The organism is Chelativorans composti, from assembly GCF_039541695.1.
GTDB lineage: Bacteria > Pseudomonadota > Alphaproteobacteria > Rhizobiales > Rhizobiaceae > Chelativorans > Chelativorans composti.
Genome location: NZ_BAABGS010000018.1, coordinates 20,521 through 39,065, shown reverse-complemented (window position 1 = coordinate 39,065; position 18,545 = coordinate 20,521). Strand labels below are relative to the sequence as shown.

At 65.2% G+C, this 18,545-nt stretch carries 15 protein-coding genes; 9 read left to right on the top strand and 6 right to left on the bottom strand.

Going from position 1 to position 18,545, the window contains the following annotated elements; all coding sequences use genetic code 11:
• Positions 1-21 precede the first annotated feature (21 nt).
• Genes ABD906_RS05580 through ABD906_RS05565 form a run of 4 tightly spaced genes read right to left on the bottom strand, consistent with a single transcriptional unit; the run spans position 22 to position 4,077 of the window.
• Complete coding sequence (locus ABD906_RS05580; RefSeq protein WP_165277217.1) at positions 22-603, bottom strand: NAD(P)H-dependent oxidoreductase; 582 nt, start codon at positions 601-603, stop codon at positions 22-24.
• 5 nt (positions 604-608) lie between these two features.
• Positions 609-2,000, bottom strand: coding sequence for an FAD-binding oxidoreductase (locus tag ABD906_RS05575; protein ID WP_345098586.1), 1,392 nt, complete (start codon positions 1,998-2,000; stop codon positions 609-611).
• Positions 1,997-3,283 (bottom strand): cytosine deaminase, encoded by a 1,287-nt coding sequence (locus ABD906_RS05570; RefSeq protein ID WP_345098585.1) that lies wholly within the window; start codon positions 3,281-3,283, stop codon positions 1,997-1,999. The genes ABD906_RS05575 and ABD906_RS05570 overlap by 4 nt, the downstream gene beginning before the upstream one ends.
• 2 nt (positions 3,284-3,285) lie before the next feature.
• On the bottom strand, positions 3,286-4,077 hold the full coding sequence (locus ABD906_RS05565; RefSeq protein WP_165277214.1) for a creatininase family protein: 792 nt from the start codon (positions 4,075-4,077) through the stop codon (positions 3,286-3,288).
• 62 nt (positions 4,078-4,139) lie between these two features.
• On the opposite strand from ABD906_RS05565, the gene ABD906_RS05560 reads away from it, so the two are divergent.
• From ABD906_RS05560 to ABD906_RS05530, 7 genes are all read left to right on the top strand, one after another.
• Positions 4,140-4,775: an ureidoglycolate lyase gene (locus tag ABD906_RS05560; protein WP_345098583.1), complete on the top strand. Its 636-nt coding sequence runs from the start codon at positions 4,140-4,142 to the stop codon at positions 4,773-4,775.
• Complete coding sequence (locus ABD906_RS05555; protein WP_345098582.1) at positions 4,772-8,110, top strand: hydantoinase B/oxoprolinase family protein; 3,339 nt, start codon at positions 4,772-4,774, stop codon at positions 8,108-8,110. The genes ABD906_RS05560 and ABD906_RS05555 overlap by 4 nt, the downstream gene beginning before the upstream one ends.
• A 36-nt stretch (positions 8,111-8,146) precedes the next feature.
• Positions 8,147-8,929 carry an IclR family transcriptional regulator domain-containing protein gene (locus ABD906_RS05550; protein ID WP_165277211.1) on the top strand — a complete coding sequence of 261 codons (783 nt, stop codon included), beginning with the start codon at positions 8,147-8,149 and terminating at the stop codon, positions 8,927-8,929.
• Positions 8,930-8,972: 43 nt separating this feature from the next.
• The gene (locus ABD906_RS05545) at positions 8,973-9,797 is read left to right on the top strand and encodes a bifunctional 5,10-methylenetetrahydrofolate dehydrogenase/5,10-methenyltetrahydrofolate cyclohydrolase (RefSeq protein WP_165277210.1); all 825 of its coding nucleotides are present in this window, start codon (positions 8,973-8,975) and stop codon (positions 9,795-9,797) included.
• 455 nt (positions 9,798-10,252) lie between these two features.
• Positions 10,253-11,134 carry a tonB-system energizer ExbB gene (gene exbB / locus ABD906_RS05540; protein WP_378188345.1) on the top strand — a complete coding sequence of 294 codons (882 nt, stop codon included), beginning with the start codon at positions 10,253-10,255 and terminating at the stop codon, positions 11,132-11,134.
• Between the two features lie 4 nt (positions 11,135-11,138).
• Positions 11,139-11,600, top strand: a complete 462-nt coding sequence (gene exbD / locus ABD906_RS05535) for a TonB system transport protein ExbD (protein ID WP_165277208.1) — start codon at positions 11,139-11,141, stop codon at positions 11,598-11,600.
• On the top strand, positions 11,597-12,550 hold the full coding sequence (locus ABD906_RS05530) for an energy transducer TonB (protein ID WP_345098580.1): 954 nt from the start codon (positions 11,597-11,599) through the stop codon (positions 12,548-12,550). The genes exbD and ABD906_RS05530 overlap by 4 nt, the downstream gene beginning before the upstream one ends.
• A 253-nt stretch (positions 12,551-12,803) precedes the next feature.
• On the opposite strand, the gene ligM is transcribed toward ABD906_RS05530, so the two are convergent.
• Positions 12,804-14,210 (bottom strand): vanillate/3-O-methylgallate O-demethylase, encoded by a 1,407-nt coding sequence (ligM, locus tag ABD906_RS05525; protein WP_165277207.1) that lies wholly within the window; start codon positions 14,208-14,210, stop codon positions 12,804-12,806.
• Between the two features lie 581 nt (positions 14,211-14,791).
• On the opposite strand from ligM, the gene ABD906_RS05520 reads away from it, so the two are divergent.
• A complete protein-coding gene (locus tag ABD906_RS05520) occupies positions 14,792-16,474 on the top strand; it encodes an LTA synthase family protein (protein WP_165277206.1) in 1,683 nt (560 codons plus the stop codon).
• Between the two features lie 17 nt (positions 16,475-16,491).
• Here ABD906_RS05520 and upp read toward each other — a convergent pair whose 3' ends face one another.
• Positions 16,492-17,121, bottom strand: a complete 630-nt coding sequence (gene upp, locus ABD906_RS05515; protein WP_165277205.1) for a uracil phosphoribosyltransferase — start codon at positions 17,119-17,121, stop codon at positions 16,492-16,494.
• Between the two features lie 376 nt (positions 17,122-17,497).
• Between upp and mbfA the strand changes: the two genes are divergently transcribed.
• Positions 17,498-18,478 (top strand): iron exporter MbfA, encoded by a 981-nt coding sequence (gene mbfA, locus ABD906_RS05510; protein ID WP_165277204.1) that lies wholly within the window; start codon positions 17,498-17,500, stop codon positions 18,476-18,478.
• The last annotated feature ends 67 nt before the right edge of the window (positions 18,479-18,545 follow it).

Sequence of the window (18,545 nt, the reverse complement as noted above, 5' to 3'; positions counted from 1 at the left end):
TCGAAGCACTAATAAGGCCTGTCAGAATTGCGACATCGCCTTGCGCACCTTCTTCAGGTAGTTATCCACCATCTCTGGCGTGACGTTATTGATGTTGTAGAGCGCGTGATAAGTCACCTTCACATTGGGGTGGCAGACGGCGCGCAGGAAGCGGGTGCCGTTCTTGCGGGGCGGGTCGCCCAGAACCCAGGCGCGCCAGCGGGGCGAGCCATAGGTCGTCACCGTTGCCAGGCGGCGGATATTGGTGAGGCCGGGGTACAGCATGCCATCCTTCATCTTGAAGGATACATCAGGCAGGAACACGCGGTCGAAGTAGCCCTTGAGGATGGCCGGCCAGCCGAAGTTCCAGACCGGGTGGCAGAGCACCACGCCCTCGGCGCGCTGGAGCCGCTCCACATATGGGCGGATGTATTTCTGGTTGATGGAGGTGTCGTGGTAATCACGCCGTTCCTCGGCGGAGAGGACGGGGTCGAAGCCTTCCGCGTAGAGATCGAGATCGTCGACCGTGTGGCCGGCCTTCGTGAGCTCATCGAGAACAATCTCGTGGAGCTGCGCCGCCAGGCTGTCCTTGAGCGGGTGGGCGTAGATGACGTGCACGTGCATGGAGGCTATTCCGCAAAGAGGTAGGTCTTGCCCGGAACCGGAACCCAGTCCGGATCGACCCAGGCGATCATCTTCCCCGGATTCATGAGACCCTTGGGATCGGTCTCCTTCTTGAATGCAAGCTGATCCGGGTTTGTGCGCTTCATGCCGCCTTCCTCCAGTGTGACACGATGCGGATTGAAAACGGGCAGTCCCAACCGTTCCTCGAAGATGCGGACGATCTCCTCCAGCCGCTCGTTCGTGGTGTGGCGGATTATGGGTAATCCGACCGGCGAGACAACTCCGTCGAAACGGGTGAACTCGAAGTGCAGCAGCACCTCGTCGCCGAAAGTGTTCTTCACCTCTTGGATTTTCTCGAACATCACCGGGCGCGGCATCATCATCTGCAGGTAGGTGATGGTCGGATCGACGCGCAGGGCGCGCAGGGTGGTATGGTTCCAGGCAAGCTCGAAGGCGGCCGGCAGGCGCGCGCCCTCGGGCAGCCGGTCATAGCGCAGGCGGATCTCCGCGCCGTCGAGGGCGGCGACGCGGGCCACGAGCGCATCCAGCGTCCCGCGGGAGACAGTGACCGCAAGCAGCGCCTCGTCTTCCTTCAGGTAGGGGCGGTGGCGCAGGAAGTAGCTCGCCGGAATGGGAGCCTCGAAGGTCGAGAGCATGCGCTTGAGAATTGCATCGTCGTCGCCGATCCCGATGGCGAGGCGGCAGCAGTTTTCAAAGGTGTCGACGCCAACGAGCACATCCACCCAGTCCATCGCAGGATCGGCGGGCATTTCCACCTCGATCAGCACGCCGTTCACGCCATAGGCGTGGGCGGCCTTGCTAATGTCCGGGCCAGTGAGGTCGATCACGCGCGGATTCTCCTCGAGCGTGACGAGACGCAGGCGGCGGATGTTGGCGGGATTGCGCAAGCCGCCCCAGCGGATGGCGCCGACGCCGCTCGAACCGCCGGCGATGAAACCGCCGATGGTGGCGGTGGCCACCGTGGAGGGGAAGAGACGGATTTCCTTGCCGTGCCGATGCAGTTCCCGGTCGATGTGCTCGATGACGGCACCGGCCTCGGCGACGAAATAGTCGTCGCCGATCTCGATCACGCGGTTCAGATGCTTCGTGTGCAGGATGACGCCGCCGAAGAGCGGCATGGCCTGGCCGTAATTGCCGGTGCCAGCGCCGCGGACAGTGACCGGGACGTTGTATTTCCAGCAGGCGGCGAGGACTTCTTTCACCTCGTCCACATTGCGCGGGGCGACCACGAAGTCGGCAACGACGTCCTTCAGCCGCTCCTTCAGGATCGGGCTGTACCAGTAGAAGTCCCGGCTTTTCTGCAGAACCGTCTTCGGGTTGTCGTCGAGGTCGAGGTGCGCAAGCGCCTGCTTGCAGGCGGCAAGGTCAGGTTTCATCGGGATTCACTTTCAAACGGTTGCCGCCAGTCCATGCCGCCCGAAGGCAGGACGGAGCCATTCCTGAAAACCACCCGTTCCGCGTGGGCATGGCTCAGCAGGCCGTACCAGTCGGTGGCGTCGAAGACGATGAAGTCCGCAGGGTTTCCGGCCGCGATCCTGCCATGGGAATCGAGGCGCAGCGCGGCGGCGGCGTTGAGAAAGAGTTCCGGCAGCCAGGCGCCTACAGCGGAGTCGAGATGGGCGATGCGGACGGAGGATCGGATCACCTCCAGCATGTCGAATTCGCCGAAGGGGAAGAAAGGGTCCTGCACATTGTCTGAGGCAAAGTGGACGGGAACGCCCGCGGCTCTCAATTCGTGCACCAGCGTGATGCCGCGCAGGCGCGGGGTGCGGCCCGGCGTTCGGTCCTGCAGGTACAGGTTGGAATGCGGAAGCGAGATCACATGGATGCCGGCGTCGGCAACCTTGGCGACGAGGGCTTCCACCTCCGCTTCGGGACGGGTGGCGATGGAGCAGCAGTGGCCGGCCACGACGCGGCCCCCGAAGCCGGTGCGCAGAACGCTCTCGGCGATCAGCTCCAGACCGATGGCGTTCGGGTCGAGGGATTCGTCGACGTGGAAGTCGATGTCGAGGCCGTGGCGGGTTGCGAAACCGAACAGGCGGTCGAGCCGGTCTGCGGTGGCGGAGCCGGTGGGCACAAAGGCGCCCAGGATGCCGCCCAGCTCCGCGATCTGGTGGCAGCGTTCCTCGAAGTCGGGGTCGTCGACGCGCTCCAATGCCATGAGGGCGACGGCCTGCAGGGTGAGGCGATCCCGCCACTCGTCGCGCAGGCGGGCAAAGACCTGCCAGGCAGGCGACGCGCAGGGCTGAGCCTGTGTGTCGAGATGAGTGCGCAGTGCGGCGGTACCGTTCGCATGGGCCATGCGCAGGCCCATTTCCATCCTGCGGGTCAGATCCTCAGGTGAGCGGTTTGGCGCATCGGCCATCGAAAGCTGAACCGCATCGAACAGGCCACCGGCGGGAACGCCCGTGCGCCGGACGGTGAAGGCCTTGTCCAGATGGACGTGGGAATCGATGAAGCAGGGCAGGATTATGCGGCCGCCAAGGTCGATGGCAGGAGCATTGGAGGACGGGGAAATCCGGCCGTCCGGCCCGATGGCCAAATCGACGAGCGCGAGGCCCGTGGCCGCGTCGTGTTCACGGAGCGCAAGGCCGTCCGCGAGCGCGGCCGGGACCCTGGCATTCCGCAGCACGACCGAACGGACAGGGCCCCAGTTCACGCTCAGGCCTCCGATCCGAAGGGGATGCGGTAGGCCGCGACTTCCTCAAGCAGGCGGGCGTAGCGCGTGGCGGCGTGTTCGACGATCGCCCGTCCCGCTTCCTCGGTGGCAAGGTGGGCCTGACCGGCCGCGCCTTCCGGGTGCAGGTCGTGCATCATCCAGCCGACCGAGAGGGGACCGGTGAGGCGGAGGACCAGGTTTCCTGCGGCGACCGCGCGGGTGGCGGGGACGAAGTCCTTTGCCTTCGTCATGTCCACGAGGTCCTTGCGGAAGTGCAGCATGGCCGCAGTCTCGACGAAGCCGGCATGGATGCCGTCGCGCGCCTCGTTCTCCGGCAGCAGGCCCTCGGGGAAGCCCATGCTCATCCAGCCGGCGCAGACGATCAGCATCTTCGCCTCGATGCGGAGGGTACGGGCGGCGATCTGAAGGACCGGAACGTTGCCGCCGTGGGCGTTCAACAGCACCAGGCGGCGGATGCCGGAGCGGGCGACGCTCTTGCCGATCTGGACGATGGTGGCAAGCAGCGTCCGGGCATCGAGCGTGAGAACGCCCGGAAAGTTCAGGTGCTCGTCGGACTTGGCATAGGCAATGGCGGGCAGGACGAGGACGGTCGCGTCCTTCACGCGGCGGGCGGCCTCGAGCGCCATACCCTCGGCCAGCGTGGTGTCCGTCGACAGGGGCAGGTGCGGCCCGTGCTGTTCGATCGCGCCCACGGGCAGGAGCGCAACCGTGGCGTCGCCGGCCAGCCCGGCCAGATCCGACGATTTCAACTCAGCCCACAGGTGGTACGTCATTCGCATACCGATTATCGAACAGCTGTTCGCAAAGCGTCGCAGCAATAACAAATTCCGTCAAGATGCTGCAGGTGCGAACAAGCGTCTCAGGTCCATGTTTCCAAAGTCCGAAGCCTTCAATTGACAGAACCATGGTTCGCGGCTTTATGATAATGGACCAGAAGGTCGATTATCGAACGAATGCGAACGCCGTGAGACAATTGTTGCGCCTGACTCCGGAACGCTTCCGCCCCTACGGTCATGTCGGGAGGGCCGGAGACGGGATCGTGAAGACGATCCGCAATGGCGGCGCGGTTCTCACAAAGTCGCCCGTTCCGTTCGAGCACGACGATCTGGCGCCCGACCATGCGCTGGAATTCTATCAGGTGCGGGCGGAGGGCGCCACACTGACGGCCGTGCAGGCCGAACGGCATCCCCATTCCTCGCAGATGTTCGTTCCCATCTCGGTGGAGAACTACCTCGTCTTGGTTTGGAAGGACCATCCGGAGACGGGCGTGGTGCCGGAGGCCTTCGTTGCCGGGCCGGAGGACGTGGTTATTTACAGGCCGGGCGTCTGGCACCACGGCATCATCGCGCTCGGACGGGACGGGTTGTTCGCCTCGACCATGTGGAAGACGCGGGGCGGGATGGATACGGAGTTTCTTCAGCTTCCCGAGCCCGAAACTTTCGACCTCGGCGGATACAGGATGATCGCATGAGCATCATCGGGATCGACCTCGGCTCGAGCTTTGCCGACCTCGCGCTTCTGAAGGACGGGGCAGTGAAGACGGCCAAGGTCGCCTGCGACGGGCTGGCGGCGGGCGAGGCGATCCTGACGGCTCTCGACCGGGCGGCGGTGGAGTGGGGGATCGATCCCGCCGGCGTGCGGGAAATCCGCATCGGCTCCACCGGGGCAGTGAACATGCTGCTCACGCGGCAAGGCGCGTCGGTGGGGCTCATCACCAATCGCGGGTTCGGCGACACGCTGACGCTCGCGCGGCAGAACCAGGCGGACCTCTACGACCCCGTGGCGCGGTCGCCTGCGCCCCGCTTCCTGGTGGCGCCGGGGTGCATCCGGGAGATCGGCGGGCGACTCGATGCGAAGGGCGAAGAGCTGGAGCCGATTGCCGTCGATGAGATCCGCGCGGTCGCGGCGGATCTTGTCGGGCAGGGCGTGGAGGCCATCGCCATCTGCCTGCTGTTCTCCCATGTGAATCCGGCGCACGAGCGGCGCTGCGCGGAGGTGATTTCAGGAGCTTTCCCCCACTTGCATGTGGTGCGGTCATCAGAGGTGGACGGGGTGGCGCGCGAGTACGAACGGACCGTTTCGGCCTGCCTGGAGGCGTGGCTGCGGCCGTGGCATCGGCGAACCCTGCAGGATATTCGGGAAGGGCTCGTCGCGCGGCAGTTCGGCGGTCGGCTGGCGTTCGCGGATTCGCGCGGGTATCTGCTCGAGCCCGAAGAAGCGGCCCTCAAGGCCATCAACCAGATCGCCAGCGGCCCTGCCGCAGCGGCACTGGCAGCGAGCCACATTTGCCGGCGGCATGACGCGCGGCTCGCGATCATGATGGATGTGGGCTCGGTGAGCACGGATATCGTGCTAATCGAGGATTTCGTGCCGGCCAGCAGCCTGGCGGGGACGTTCGCCGGTGTGCCGATGCGGCAGCCGATGACCGACGTAGGCAGCATTGCCCTCGGGGGTAAGAGCCGCATTACCGTAAGGGATACGGTAATTGCCTTGACGCAGGAGGGAGATGCGGGTGCCGCAAGCCTGAGCGATGCGCTGGCAATGCTCGGCCTGCTTCCGGAAGAGGCTTTCCCGGGTGCGGGCGAACGCGTGGCGCGTCTTGCGGAGATGCTTGGGGTTGATGCGGCGAAAGCCGCGCACCGTGTCCTGGAAGCGGCGGCGGATCAGGTGGCGGAAGCCATTCTCAAACATGCCGCAGGGCGGGCGGTCGATCCGGCCTCGGCAACGCTGATTGCCTCCGGCGGACTGGGCGGACTTCTGGCGACGGCCGTGGCTGAGCGCCTGGGCAGCTCGCGGGTCATCGCTGGGCCCGCCTCGGCGGTGGGCGGCGCGCTGGGGCTGACGCTCGCGCCGCACGTCCACGAGGAGGTGGTGCTGTTCAACCGGACGCTTGGAGCGATCACGCAGGCGGAGCTCGATGCGCTGGGAGCGGGTGAAGCGGGCGTCTTCACCATGGAGATCGCACCGGACCCGTTCATGCACCCCGTGCGGCTTCCGATCGGCGGGACTCTGACGGTCGAGGTGCTGCGGGAGACATATCGCGCCTATCACGCGAAGCGGTTCGGTGGGGAGCCGCGGACAGCGGGGCATCTGTTCGCGCTCATCCGGCAGATGTTCGAGGGTGGCGCCGATCTGCCAGTCCTGTCTGACGGTGGGGATGCGCCAAGGGTTGGCGCAGGTTGGGAATGCGAGGTCGCGCAGGGAGCCCTGCTGCTCACGCGGACCGGCAAGACGGAAGAACTGCGCCCGCGCACGCTGCAGATGCGGCTCGACGCGATCGCGCAGGCAATGCAGGAGACGCTGTTCCGCACGGCTGTCTCGCCGGTGGTCCGCGAGGGCAATGACGCGGCGGCGGCGCTGCTCACGCCCGATGGCGAGATCATCGCGCTTTCCAACGCCATTCCGCTGCTGCTCGGCGCGCTGGGAAGTTCGCTGAAGGCAATCCTCGAAGAATTTCCGGCTGAAAGCATGCGGGAAGGCGATCTGTTCTTCATGAACGATCCCTACCGGGGCGGCACGCATCTGCCGGACATTACCGTGGCGATGCCGGTGTTCGCGGATGGACGGCTCGTCTGTTTCGCCGCCACCATGCTGCACCATCAGGACGTGGGCGGCATGCGGGCCGGTTCCGTGCCGCCCGATGCGGTGGACATCTTTCAGGAGGGGCTGCGGCTGCCGCCCATGCGGCTCGGGACAGGCCGGCGCATGGCGCGGGAAGCGGAAGCGCTGATCCGCGCCAATTCGCGCACGCCGGAAACGGTGTTGGGAGATCTCGGCGCGCAGATCGCGGCCGCCGTGCAGGCGGAAGCGGCGCTGCACCGGCTGGTCGGCGAGATGGGCGCGGATGCGTTCCTGGGCGGTGTGGCGCAGTGCCTCGACCTTGGCGAACAGGCGGCGCGGCAGGCGATCCGGGCGATGCCGACTGGACCATTCTTCGCGCAGGAAATGCTGGACCCTACGCCGGGGCTGCCGGACGTGGTGGTGAAGCTCCGGCTGGAGTTCCGGGACGGGATGTTCCGCGCAGATTTCACCGGTTCGTCGCCTCAGGTGACCGCACCCATCAATTGCGTGCGATCCGGGCCGTTTGCGGCCGCTTTCTACAGCCTGCTCAGCGTGATGGGGAAGGCGGCATTCCGTAACGGCGGCGCGGTGCGCCGCCTCAAGCTCATCCTGCCGGAGGCAAGCGCGGTGAATGCCTCCATGCCGGCGGCGGTAAATGCGCGGACGGGGATGGTGCGCGCCATCACGTCGGCGCTCCTGCAGGCACTGGCGAAGGCGGCTCCCGAACGCATGCCGGCGGCCAATTCCGGCATGTCCTATGTGCTTGCTTTCTCGGGCAGGCGGGAGGACGGCTCGCCTTTCGTCTCCACGGAGATCATTGCAGGCGGCGCAGGCGGCGGGCCGAGGGCCGACGGGGAGCCTGGCATTTCCACGGATGTGGGAAATGCCATGAACATGCCGGCGGAGGCGCTGGAGCCGCTCATTCCGGTGCGGCTGTTGAGTGCGGAAATCCGGCGCGGGTCGGGCGGCGCGGGACGTTTCAGGGGCGGCGACGGCATCCGCCGTGTCTACGAGGCGCTGGCAGACGGGATCCAGGTGTCGCTGCGCGGCGAGCGGTTCCACACGGTGCCACCGGGGTTGCTCGGGGGCCAGTCGCCGCAACCTGCCTGCGCGACGGTGCGGCGCGTTGACGGGACGATCGAGGTTCTGCCAACCCGGTCGACGCCGCGGCTCAACCGGGGCGACCGGTTGATCGTCGAAAGCTGCGGGGGTGCCGGCTATGGCCGTGCGGAAGGGAAGAGATGATGGCTCGAACGAAGTTCCGGACCGCAGGAGGTATTCGTGCAGCGGCCTGCGCATGACCTTCTGGACAAGGATGACAAGGAGGTCTCGCTCACCTTCGCCAAGGGACTGTCGGTACTGCTTGCCTTCCATGGCAAGGAGCGCGAGCTCTCCATTTCCGAGATCGCGCAGCGCACGGGGCTCAACCGCGCGGTTACGCGCCGGCTGGTGCGGACGCTGGAGCAGCTCGGCTATGTGAGCCAGGACAGGGGGCGCTTCCAGCTCACGCCGCGGGTGCTGCGGCTCACGCACGGGTTCATGGAAGCTCGAAGCATTCCGCAGGTGGTGCAGCCCGTGCTGCGGGCAGCGGCGCAGGAGATCGGCGAGTCCGTGTCGCTCTCCATGCTGGACGGGGACGAGGCGATATATGTGGCGCAAGCCTTCGTGCCGGGGCGATTCTCGCTCAACGCGGCTACCATCGGCACGCGGGTTCCGCTCGTACCCACGGCCATCGGGCGGGCGATGCTCGCCTTCCTGGACAAGGCCAGGCGCGACGCGATCCTCGACCGGCTGGCGGCGGGAGAGGACAGGGGCGCGCTGCACGACCGGAGGAGCTTCCTAGACTTGCTCAACCTCATTCGCATCAGCGGGTTCTCGGTCACGTCATCTGAATATGTGGAGGGCGTGAGCTCGCTTGCGGTGCCGGTTCTTTCGGCGGGCGGTGAGGCGGCGGGAGCGGTCTCGATCATCTTCCCGCAGGGGCAATATTCCGAAGAGGAAATACAGGGCCGGCTCAAGGATCAGCTCACGAAATGCGCGCAGGACGTGTCCGGCGTGTTCTGACGGGGGATCGGACCGCTTGCGGGAGAACGACAGAGACAGGGCGATGGACACGACGATCTTCACGGGGTTCGAGCTGGCGGCGCGCATCAAGCAGGGCGTGAAGGCGCGTGTCGCGGCTCTTGGCCGGCGGCCGCGCTGTACCCTGCTTCTGGACGGCAGCAATGCCGGGGCGGCAGCCTATGCGCAGCGCCTCGTGGCCTCCGCCGATGATGTGGGGATAGAGATGGTCCCGGCCGAATATGCGGCCAACGCGGAGGCGGTGCGGACGCAGCTTCAGGCCGAGGGAGATGCGATGATGGCGCTCTATCCGATCCCCAGTTTCATCGGGCGGGACGAGGTGGCCCGCCTGATTGGGCCGGAACGGGACGTGGACGGGCTGCATCCGCTCAATGCCGGCGGGGTGCTGCTCGGGGAGCGAAACGCCAGGCCGCCTGCCACGGCCAGGGCCTGCGTACTCATTCTCGAAGAGCTGCTGGGATCGCTGAAAGGCCGCGAGATCGCCGTGGTCGGCGCTTCGGCGGTGGTCGGACGTCCGTTGGCGCTGATGCTGCTCGACCGGGAGGCGACGGTCACGGTCTGCCATGCGGCAACGGCCGACCTTGCCTCACACACACGAGAAGCGGAGGTGGTCATCTCCGCCACCGGCGTGGCGGGCCTGATCAGGGCCGGACACATTACCGAAGGGTCGATCCTGCTCGATGTCGGCATCGTGCGGACTGAGAAGGGACTGGTGGGCGACGTCGATCTCGAGAGCGTGTCGGGCAGGGCTTCGCTCGTCACGCATGTGCCTGATGGGGTCGGTCCGGTGACCACCGCCTGCCTGCTGGAAAACATCGTCTCGGCAGCGGAAGCGCGCGCCATTTCCTGATTGCCTGCCGAATGGGAGAGAGGACCTGCCGGCGCAGGCGCTTCCGGCGGGCGATGGCCGTTGCCTTCCGTTTGTCTGGAAAACCATCAGATTCGGTCTTCCAATTTATTCCTGATTACAATAATCAATTTTTCGACATTCGCCCACGATGGCCAGGATGCGGGAAGGGATCTGTCCTTTTCGGCGAAGAAGGGTCGACAGTTGATCTGGCGAGGCTGAATTGAGACGATATTGGCAGCACCCGGTCGGCACCGAACGCCAAGCGTGGGCGGGGCGGAGCATCCGCAGCCTGAAGACAAGACCGGAATCGACGTTACCTTTGGTAGCTCAGTAGACAGAGAATATTCATGACCCTGACAGCGGCGCGGCGCATGCGTGTTTCCAGAGTTGTTTCCCTCGCACTGGCGGCATGGATGGCCGTTGCGGGACCGGTGCTGGCGCAGACCGGAGAGACGATGACGCCGGCGCAAGAACAGGCGCCGCAGGCGGGCAGCCAGGCGGAACCGGTTCAGGCTCCCGCAGGCGGAGCGGAAGTGCCTGCCGCGGTTGCGCCGGAGGGTGAGGCACCGACCGTTCAGCCGCAGATGACCGAGCTGGTGGCGGCTGAGGCGGAGCGCGATCCGACGCTGCCGCACAATCTCTCACCCTGGGGCATGTTCATGGCGGCGGACTGGGTGGTGAAGGCGGTGATGATCGGCCTGGCCTTCGCTTCGCTCGTCACCTGGACCGTATGGATCGCCAAGTCGCTGGAGCTGGCGGGGGCGAAGGCGCGGGCGCGGCGCGCTCTGGACGCGATCGTTGCCGCCCATTCGCTTCAGGATGCGAGCAAGGCGCTCGAAGGGCGCAAGGGCCCCGCGGCGCTGATGGTGCAGGCGGCCGCCCATGAAGTGGCCGCCTCTGAGCCTACGCTGGACTTCGGCGGCGGGGACGGCCTCAAGGAACGCGTCTCCTCGCATCTCGCGCGCATCCAGGCGCAGGCGTCACGGCAGATGACGCGGGGTACGGGCGCGCTTGCCACCATCGGTTCGACCGCGCCCTTCGTCGGACTGTTCGGTACGGTCTGGGGTATCATGAACTCTTTCATCGGCATTTCGGAGGCGCAGACGACCAACCTTGCCGTCGTGGCGCCAGGCATTGCCGAGGCGCTGCTGGCGACTGCCATCGGCCTTGTCGCGGCCATTCCCGCGGTGGTCATCTACAACGTGTTCTCCCGCTCGATCGCGGGTTACAGGCTGCTGCTCGGGGATGCCGCGGCGGCGGTGGAGCGGCTTATCAGCCGGGACCTCGACTACCGGCTGACGGCGCCGCAGCGGCGGAAGCTGGCGGCTGCGGAGTGAGGCAATGGCCGGCAAGATCAACTCCGACCCGGAGAACGACGATCTCGTGGAAAACCACGAGATCAACGTGACGCCGTTCATCGACGTGATGCTGGTGCTGCTCATCATCTTCATGGTGGCGGCGCCACTGGCGACCGTCGATATCAACGTGGATCTGCCGAAGTCGGCCGCAGCACCGCAGGCGCGGCCGGAAGAGCCGCTCTACGTCACTGTCGACAAGGACCTGAATCTGGCGGTCGGCAATGACCGGGTGGCGGAGGCGGAACTTAGCCAGGCGCTGGACCGCGTAACCCAGGGCGACAAGGAAACGCGCATCTTCCTGCGGGCGGACAGGACGGTCGACTATGGCGACCTGATGGAGGTGATGAACCTCCTGCGCACGGCAGGCTACCTCAAGATCGCACTCGTCGGGCTCGAGGCGCCCACGACGCCCGCCCCCGAAACGGAGGGTACCGCTAACCCATGAGCGGCCGGCCGGACATCGCATGGTCCAAGCATATGGGCAGGGCCTCCATAGGCAGGCTGCTGCTCTGGTCGGGCGCGGCAATCGTGGCGCTTGGCGCGCACGCGGGCGCGGCCTGGTGGATCATGCGCGTGCCGCCGCCCCCGCCGCTCGAGGCGGGCGAGCCGATTGCGATCATGATCGACCTCGCGCCGATGCCGGTGGCGCCGGCGGCGGAAGAGGAGATGGTCGCCGATACGGTCGATTCTGCTGCCTCGGAAGCGGTGGACGAGGCCGAGGAACTCGAGCCGGTCGAGCCCGTGGAGACGGCGCAGGAGGCTGAGCCGGACCCGGTGGAGACGGTGAGCGAGCAAGAGCCCGTTGAACCCGAGTCAGAGGTGGCCGAGGTTGAGGAGCCGGCCGAACCCGAGCCGGTGGAGCCGGAAGAGGTGGCGGAGATTGAGCCGGAGGTGCCCCTGCCGCAGGTGGCGCCTCTACCGACGCCCAAGCCAGACCCCAGGCCCGCACCCAAGGTCGCTGAAAAGCCCAAGCCGAAACAGGAGCAGCCGCAAAAGCAGGCGAAGCAGCAGAAGCCCGCGCCCTCGCGCGAGGCGCGGCCGACGAAGCTTGCGACCCAGCAGGCAGCCGCACAGCCTGCTGCGCCTCAGTCCAATCGCGGCGCCGCGTCCAACATCTCGCCAGCGCGCTGGCAGTCCAAGCTGATGGCGCATCTGGAGCGCCGGAAGCGCTATCCGGCCGAAGCGAAGCGCGCGCGGCAGGAAGGCACGGCGCAGGTTCGCTTCACGATTGACGAAAACGGCAATGTGCAGTCCGTGTCGCTCGCGGGGTCTTCCGGCTTCCCGGCGCTGGACGAGGAAGTGATCGCCATGGTGCGCAGGGCCTCGCCGGTGCCGCCACCGCCGCCCGGTGTCAGCCGCACCATCGTCGTGCCGGTGCGCTTCAATCTGCGGTGAGTTTAGAAATCGGGTGCCCAGAATGCCGGTCCGCCTCCATCCCGAGCGTTTCGAGGGATAAGCGGGACGACGCCGGGCATCTCGTGGCCAAGATGGGGCGCGCGCCGCCCGGCGTCACGGTATCCGGCCGTGAAAACAGAAACCCACCCCTTCACCCCTCGACGAGCACAAGGTGAAGGGATGGGTGATCATTGTCCCGTCCCGGGTATGCCCCCTCATGCCTTGACACGCGCAGCATGAGGGGAGGAGAGCATCAGATGTTCTGCTTCGTGCGCCAGCTGTCGGCGTAGTTCTCGCGGGCGTCGCGCGAGTACGGAACCGGCGAGACCTTGACGCGAATCTCGATCTGCTTGTGGCGCTCGACCGTGGTCTTCTCGGTGCCGCCATTCGGCTCGCCCCAGACGAGGGTGAGAACCTCGCCCATCTGGATGTCCGGATCGACGGTGGCCAGCGAGAGCATCTGGCGCTCGTTGAAGCTGTAGCCGGAGAACATCGAGAAGCCGACCACCTTGCCGTCCTTCATGACGGCGTCGTAGTTGGCCGACGCATAGTTGGAGAGCGGCAGGTCGATGTACTTGTAGTTCTCGATGCCGGGCTCCAGCATGGAGCGGAAGACCTTCGCCACATCGTCCGCGTTCCAGGCCAGCGTGACCTTGCGGCGGTGCGGCTTGTCGTGGATCTTCTCCAGCGCTTCGCGGCCGATGAAGTCATGGTCGAACTTCACGAACGGACCGTAGCCGATGTCATAGGGCGTGACGTAGTAGTCCTCGATGTTGTCGGACACGAAGCTGCCGCCGATCGAGCCGGTCGCCTCGTAACTGTCGACGCCAAGCCACTCACGGTATTCCTTCATCTCCGGATCGGTGTAGACGGCCGGGAGCGGCGAGGGGATCCAGCCGGACTCCAGCGTGTTGGTGGCGTAGGCGCGGGAGCCCACGGGCACGATGCCGAATTCGGCGCCGGCCTCGAGGATCGCGTTGCGGATCTCCTCGCCCTCCTCGTAGGGGCCCCAGATCTCCAGGCCCGGCGCGCCGGACATGCCGTGGCGCAGGCAGCGGACCTTGCGGCCGGCAATGTTGATCTCGCCCATGAAGAAGAACTTGATGTCCGGAATCGGGCCGCCGTTCAGCTTCTCGAGGATGGCCCAGGCATTCGGGCCCTGGATCTGGTAGCGGTAGCGGCGGCGGACCACCGGCTTGCCCATCGGGCGGGACGGCGAGCGGTCGTCGCGGTCATAGCGCAGGTTCTTGTAGCCGCCGGTCTCGGCGTGGAACTGCAGCCAGTTGACCGTCGGGGCGCGGCCGACGAAGAGGTACTGCTCTTCCTCCAGGCGGAACAGGATGCCGTCGCCGATCACATGGCCGCTGTAGCTCACCGGCACGAACTGCTTGGCGCGGTTGACCGGGAAGTTGTTGACGCTGTTGATGCCCGTGCGCTCGATCAGCTTGATGGCGTCGGGGCCCTCCAGCATGATTTCGCACATGTGGTGCGACTGGTCGAACAGCACCGCCGTCTTGCGCCAGGCAGCCTGTTCGTCGCGCCAGTTGGTGAATTCCGAGGGCACCACGGGATAAACGTAGGCGCCGATCTTGGAGTTGCGGAGCATGTGAACCACATTGCCCGCTTCCCGCATCTTTTCTTCGAGATTTTTCGCAGCCATTTCTTCCTCCTAGATGTCACCGGTGCAGTTCGCGCCCGCTCGCGGTCGCGCAAGGTGCGCTCGGCCGGCGGAGCCCTTGTCCCCTCATCGCCCGTGCCGAACTGCCACTGAAAAAGCGCAGGCCTCCTCAAGCCCGCCGTTTCCTCCCTCCAGAACGCTTGACTGGCATCGGCGCATCGCCGGTGCCGCAAGTCACCGTTCTCCGCGCCCGCCAATCTGTTTCCAAGTATACAATCACACCTGAAATGGCGCCGTGTCAATGCGCAATTCACCGTCAGGGAGCGGGGAGTCGATTGCCGGATACGCGAGGGGAAATCAGGAAAAGCGACGATATATCAATTGGTTCATTTGTGAAATGCGTCGGGACTCTTGTCCGGGAGTGTATCACTTCGCCAAGGGGTGCAGCTCACAACAAAGTATACGCGGATGCGGGTCAGGTCACATCCCCGACAACTGCGGATCTTCGTCAGGTTTCGCGCGTTAGCGTGGCGGCAGAATGACGATGGAAACGCACCGGTTCCGCCGGAAAGGAACGCAGCGGCAGATCGCGGGTTTGGAATATCAGGTGAGGCGCACGACCGATGTCAGACCGGCCAATCATAACGGAGCAAACGGACGCATTCACCGCGCAGCCGGCGGCCAGGCAGCCGGCGCGGCGCATCGCATGGGACAGGACGTGGCCGTTCCATCCCATGCTGCTCGCGGCTTCGTCGGTTCTGACCCTCATGTCCAACAACATGGATTTTACCGGCTGGGATGATGTGACTTCGTCGCTGGTCGTGGCGCTGGTCCTGGCCGGTAGCGTGCATGCGATCATCGCGGTCATCCGCGGGCGTCTTGACGCCACCTCGGCCATCATCGCCAGCATCTGGGTTGCGGGCATCCTGTACTACTTCACGCTCTTCGGCGGTATAAACCGATGGCTCGAGGGTGGGTTTCCGATGGTCCGGTCGTTGCCGGTGGCGATCGCGCTGCTCGTGGCCGCCACCGCTTTCGCGCTCCGGCTCGACGAGCGCGCGCGGCAGCTGAACGGGGCGCTGAACCTGATCGCGGTGGTTTTCCTGCTCGTGCCGTTCTGCAAGATCGTGGAGCATCAGTGGATCCACCGGGGCGCGCTGGACAGCCACGATCCCGCGGCCGCGATGGCGGAGATTGATCCGTTCATCACAGGCGCGGCGAGCGGGGAGGCTCCGCCGGACATCTTCCACATCATCTTCGACCGCTATGCCTCGGAGGGGGTTCTGAGACGGTATTTCGGTGTCGACAACAGTGACGTCGGCCGGTTCCTGGAGGATCGGGGCTTCTATCTCGCACGCGGCAGCAATTCCAATTACCAGAAGACGGGGCATTCGATCGCCTCGACGCTTCATATGGGCTATCTCGACGCGCTGGCGCGGGATCCGCGGGTAAAGGGCCAGAACTGGCGGCCGATCCACAAGATGCTGGACGACCACCGCGTGGGACGGTTCCTCAAGTCGCGCGGTTATCGCATCATCCAGTTCGGATCGTGGTGGGTCGGCACCTTCCGGAGTTCGCTGGCGGACGAAAACAGGCCGCACGGTTTCAGCGAGTTCGCCATGCTCTACTGGCGCACGACGATGGCCAGGCCGGTGTTCCATGTGTTGCCTGACACTCCCTTCACCATGCGTCTCGACTGGGATAACGGCCAGTGCCAGCGCATCCGGCCGCAGATCGAGGAGATCAAGAACGCGGGCCGAGATGGCGATCGGCCGGTCTACGTCCTTGCGCACATCCTCATCCCCCACGGACCCGAGAATTTCACGGCGACGGGGGAGTGCCTGAGCCTGGCGGAGGCAGCGAAGCGCGGACAGGAGAAGGGTTATCTAGAGCAGATCGAATATGCGAACCGCATCATACGGGAACTGGTGATGGCTTTGCAGGAGCCAGGGCGCCGGCCCGCCGTCATCATCCTGCAGGCGGACGAGGGACCCTTCCCGAAGCGGGACGGAACAATCCCATGGCACGAAGCGCCGGCGGATGAGCTGCGCATCAAGACCGGGATCCTCAACGCCTATTATTTCCCGGGCAGGGACTACAGTGGCCTGTGGCAGGACATCACGCCGGTGAACACCTACAGGGTGGTGTTCAACACCTATTTCGGAACGCGCCTGCCGATGCTGGAGGATAAGATCTATGCCTTCCCGTTCGACAGCAACATTTACGAGTTCCACGACGTGACCAGCAGGGTACGCGGACCGGGGCCTGTGGCCGGCGCGCGTCGGCCCGCCCGCCGGTCAGGGTGAGATTGCCGGACTGAAAGCTATTTGGTGCCGTACATGCGGTCGCCGGCATCGCCGAGGCCCGGCACGATGTAGCCCTTCTCGTTGAGGCACTTGTCGATGGCCGCGGTGAAAACCGGCACGTCCGGATGCTCGCTGGTGAAGTGCTCGATGCCTTCAGGCGCTGCCAGCAGGCAGACAAAGCGCAGGTTGGTCGCGCCGCGCTCCTTCAGCTTGGTGACTGCGGCGACGGCAGAATTGGCCGTGGCCAGCATCGGGTCGACGACGATCACCAGGCGGTTCTCAAGATCGCTGGGGGCCTTGAAGAAATATTCGACGGCCTGAAGGGTCTCGTGGTCCCGATAAAGGCCGATATGCGCCACGCGGGCCGCCGGGACGAGTTCCAGCATGCCTTCGAGTAGGCCGTTGCCGGCACGCAGCACCGAGGCGAAAACCAGCTTCTTGCCCTCCAGGATGGGCGCTTCCATGGTCTCCAGCGGGGTCTCGATGGTGCGCGTGGTCATCTCAAGCTCGCGCGTGACCTCGTAGCAGAGGAGGAGCGAGATTTCGCGCAGGAGCCGCCGGAAACTTGCCGTCGATGTGTTCTTGTCCCGCATGATGGTCAGCTTGTGCTGCACAAGCGGATGGTCGACGACAGTCACGCCCTGCATTGGAAATCTCCGTCTCGAATGGATCTGTTCTAGAAACTTTTAGCGATACAGCGAGCGGACTCATACCCGTCAACCGCGTTTCGGCAACAAAAATGTCGCCAAGAGCCATGCAGATCGGGGATAACTGCCATACTGCGGGACAATGCTACGCAGTCAAAGGTCCATTTCCGGGCCCTGATCCGGGGAGACCGGACAAAGCACCGCCCGTTGCCACCCTCTGTTTCCGGGCTGCGCGTGGGCGCTTCCAGAAATTCCGGCGGACGCTTGACCAGGATCATGGATTGGCAGAGGCTCGCGACAAAACTTAGCCGGAGCACTTGATCTACGCCAATGCCAAGAATACTTTAGAACTGTTCTAAACTGTAGAGAGCTGCCCATGCTCAGTCGATTTACCGCGCAGAAGCGCCCGTTTTCATCCCTGTCCGAACAGGAAATCCTTGCGCTCGCCATTTCGTCCGAGGAAGACGACGCGCGCATCTACCGTGCTTACGCGGACGCGTTGCGCGAGGAATATCCGCATTCGGCCGCCGTCTTCGAGGAGATGGCAGCCGAGGAGGATGGCCATCGCGCCGCGCTGATCGAGCTTCACCGGCAGCGGTTCGGAGAGCGGATCCCGCTGATCCGGCGCGAGCACGTGCGCGGCTATTACAGCCGCAAGCCTGACTGGTTGGTGCGACCCCTCGGCATCGAGCATGTGCGTGCGCAAGCCAAGCTGATGGAGGAAGAGTCCGCCCGCTTCTACATGGAGGCGATCAAGCGCACCGAGGACGCGGCGACGCGAAAGCTGCTGGGCGATCTCGCTTCGGCGGAGCAGGGGCACGAGAAGCTTGCCGACCAGCTCGAGAAGAAGCATCTCACTCCGGAAGCCGTCGAGGAAGAAAAGCAGACGGAGCGCAGGAAGTTCATCCTCACCTACGTGCAGCCGGGGCTTGCCGGCCTGATGGACGGCTCGGTGTCCACGCTCGCGCCGATCTTCGCTGCGGCTTTCGCGACGGGCGACACGTGGCAGACCTTCCTCGTCGGCCTCGCCGCATCGGTGGGTGCGGGCATTTCGATGGGCTTCACCGAGGTCGCCTCGGATGACGGCGTCATCTCCGGCCGCGGCTCGCCCATCAAGCGGGGACTGGCCACCGGCATCATGACCACGCTCGGCGGCCTCGGTCACGCGCTTCCCTACCTCATTCCGCACTTCTGGACGGCAACGATCACAGCCTTCGTCGTGGTGTTCATCGAACTGTGGGCGATCGCCTTCATCCAGAACCGCTACATGGAAACGCCGTGGAGCAGGGCCGTCTTCCAGGTGGTGCTCGGCGGTGCGCTGGTGTTCGCCACGGGCATGCTGATCGGCAGCGCGTAGTCTCACGCGCTGTTGTTCCCTCTCGTGGTGCGGCTGCCGAAGCATGAGGGGGGAGGGCATCGGTGTC

Excerpts from the sequence above, each read along its gene's own strand:
- ABD906_RS05580 (WP_165277217.1), bottom strand. The coding sequence starts at position 603 with ATGCACGTGCACGTCATCTACGCCCACCCGCTCAAGGACAGCCTGGCG.
- ABD906_RS05575 (WP_345098586.1), bottom strand. The coding sequence starts at position 2,000 with ATGAAACCTGACCTTGCCGCCTGCAAGCAGGCGCTTGCGCACCTCGAC.
- ABD906_RS05565 (WP_165277214.1), bottom strand. The coding sequence starts at position 4,077 with ATGACGTACCACCTGTGGGCTGAGTTGAAATCGTCGGATCTGGCCGGG.
- ABD906_RS05560 (WP_345098583.1), top strand. The coding sequence starts at position 4,140 with ATGCTGCAGGTGCGAACAAGCGTCTCAGGTCCATGTTTCCAAAGTCCG.
- ABD906_RS05555 (WP_345098582.1), top strand. The coding sequence starts at position 4,772 with ATGAGCATCATCGGGATCGACCTCGGCTCGAGCTTTGCCGACCTCGCG.
- ABD906_RS05545 (WP_165277210.1), top strand. The coding sequence starts at position 8,973 with ATGGACACGACGATCTTCACGGGGTTCGAGCTGGCGGCGCGCATCAAG.
- exbB (WP_378188345.1), top strand. The coding sequence starts at position 10,253 with ATGACGCCGGCGCAAGAACAGGCGCCGCAGGCGGGCAGCCAGGCGGAA.
- exbD (WP_165277208.1), top strand. The coding sequence starts at position 11,139 with ATGGCCGGCAAGATCAACTCCGACCCGGAGAACGACGATCTCGTGGAA.
- ABD906_RS05530 (WP_345098580.1), top strand. The coding sequence starts at position 11,597 with ATGAGCGGCCGGCCGGACATCGCATGGTCCAAGCATATGGGCAGGGCC.
- ligM (WP_165277207.1), bottom strand. The coding sequence starts at position 14,210 with ATGGCTGCGAAAAATCTCGAAGAAAAGATGCGGGAAGCGGGCAATGTG.
- ABD906_RS05520 (WP_165277206.1), top strand. The coding sequence starts at position 14,792 with ATGTCAGACCGGCCAATCATAACGGAGCAAACGGACGCATTCACCGCG.
- upp (WP_165277205.1), bottom strand. The coding sequence starts at position 17,121 with ATGCAGGGCGTGACTGTCGTCGACCATCCGCTTGTGCAGCACAAGCTG.
- mbfA (WP_165277204.1), top strand. The coding sequence starts at position 17,498 with ATGCTCAGTCGATTTACCGCGCAGAAGCGCCCGTTTTCATCCCTGTCC.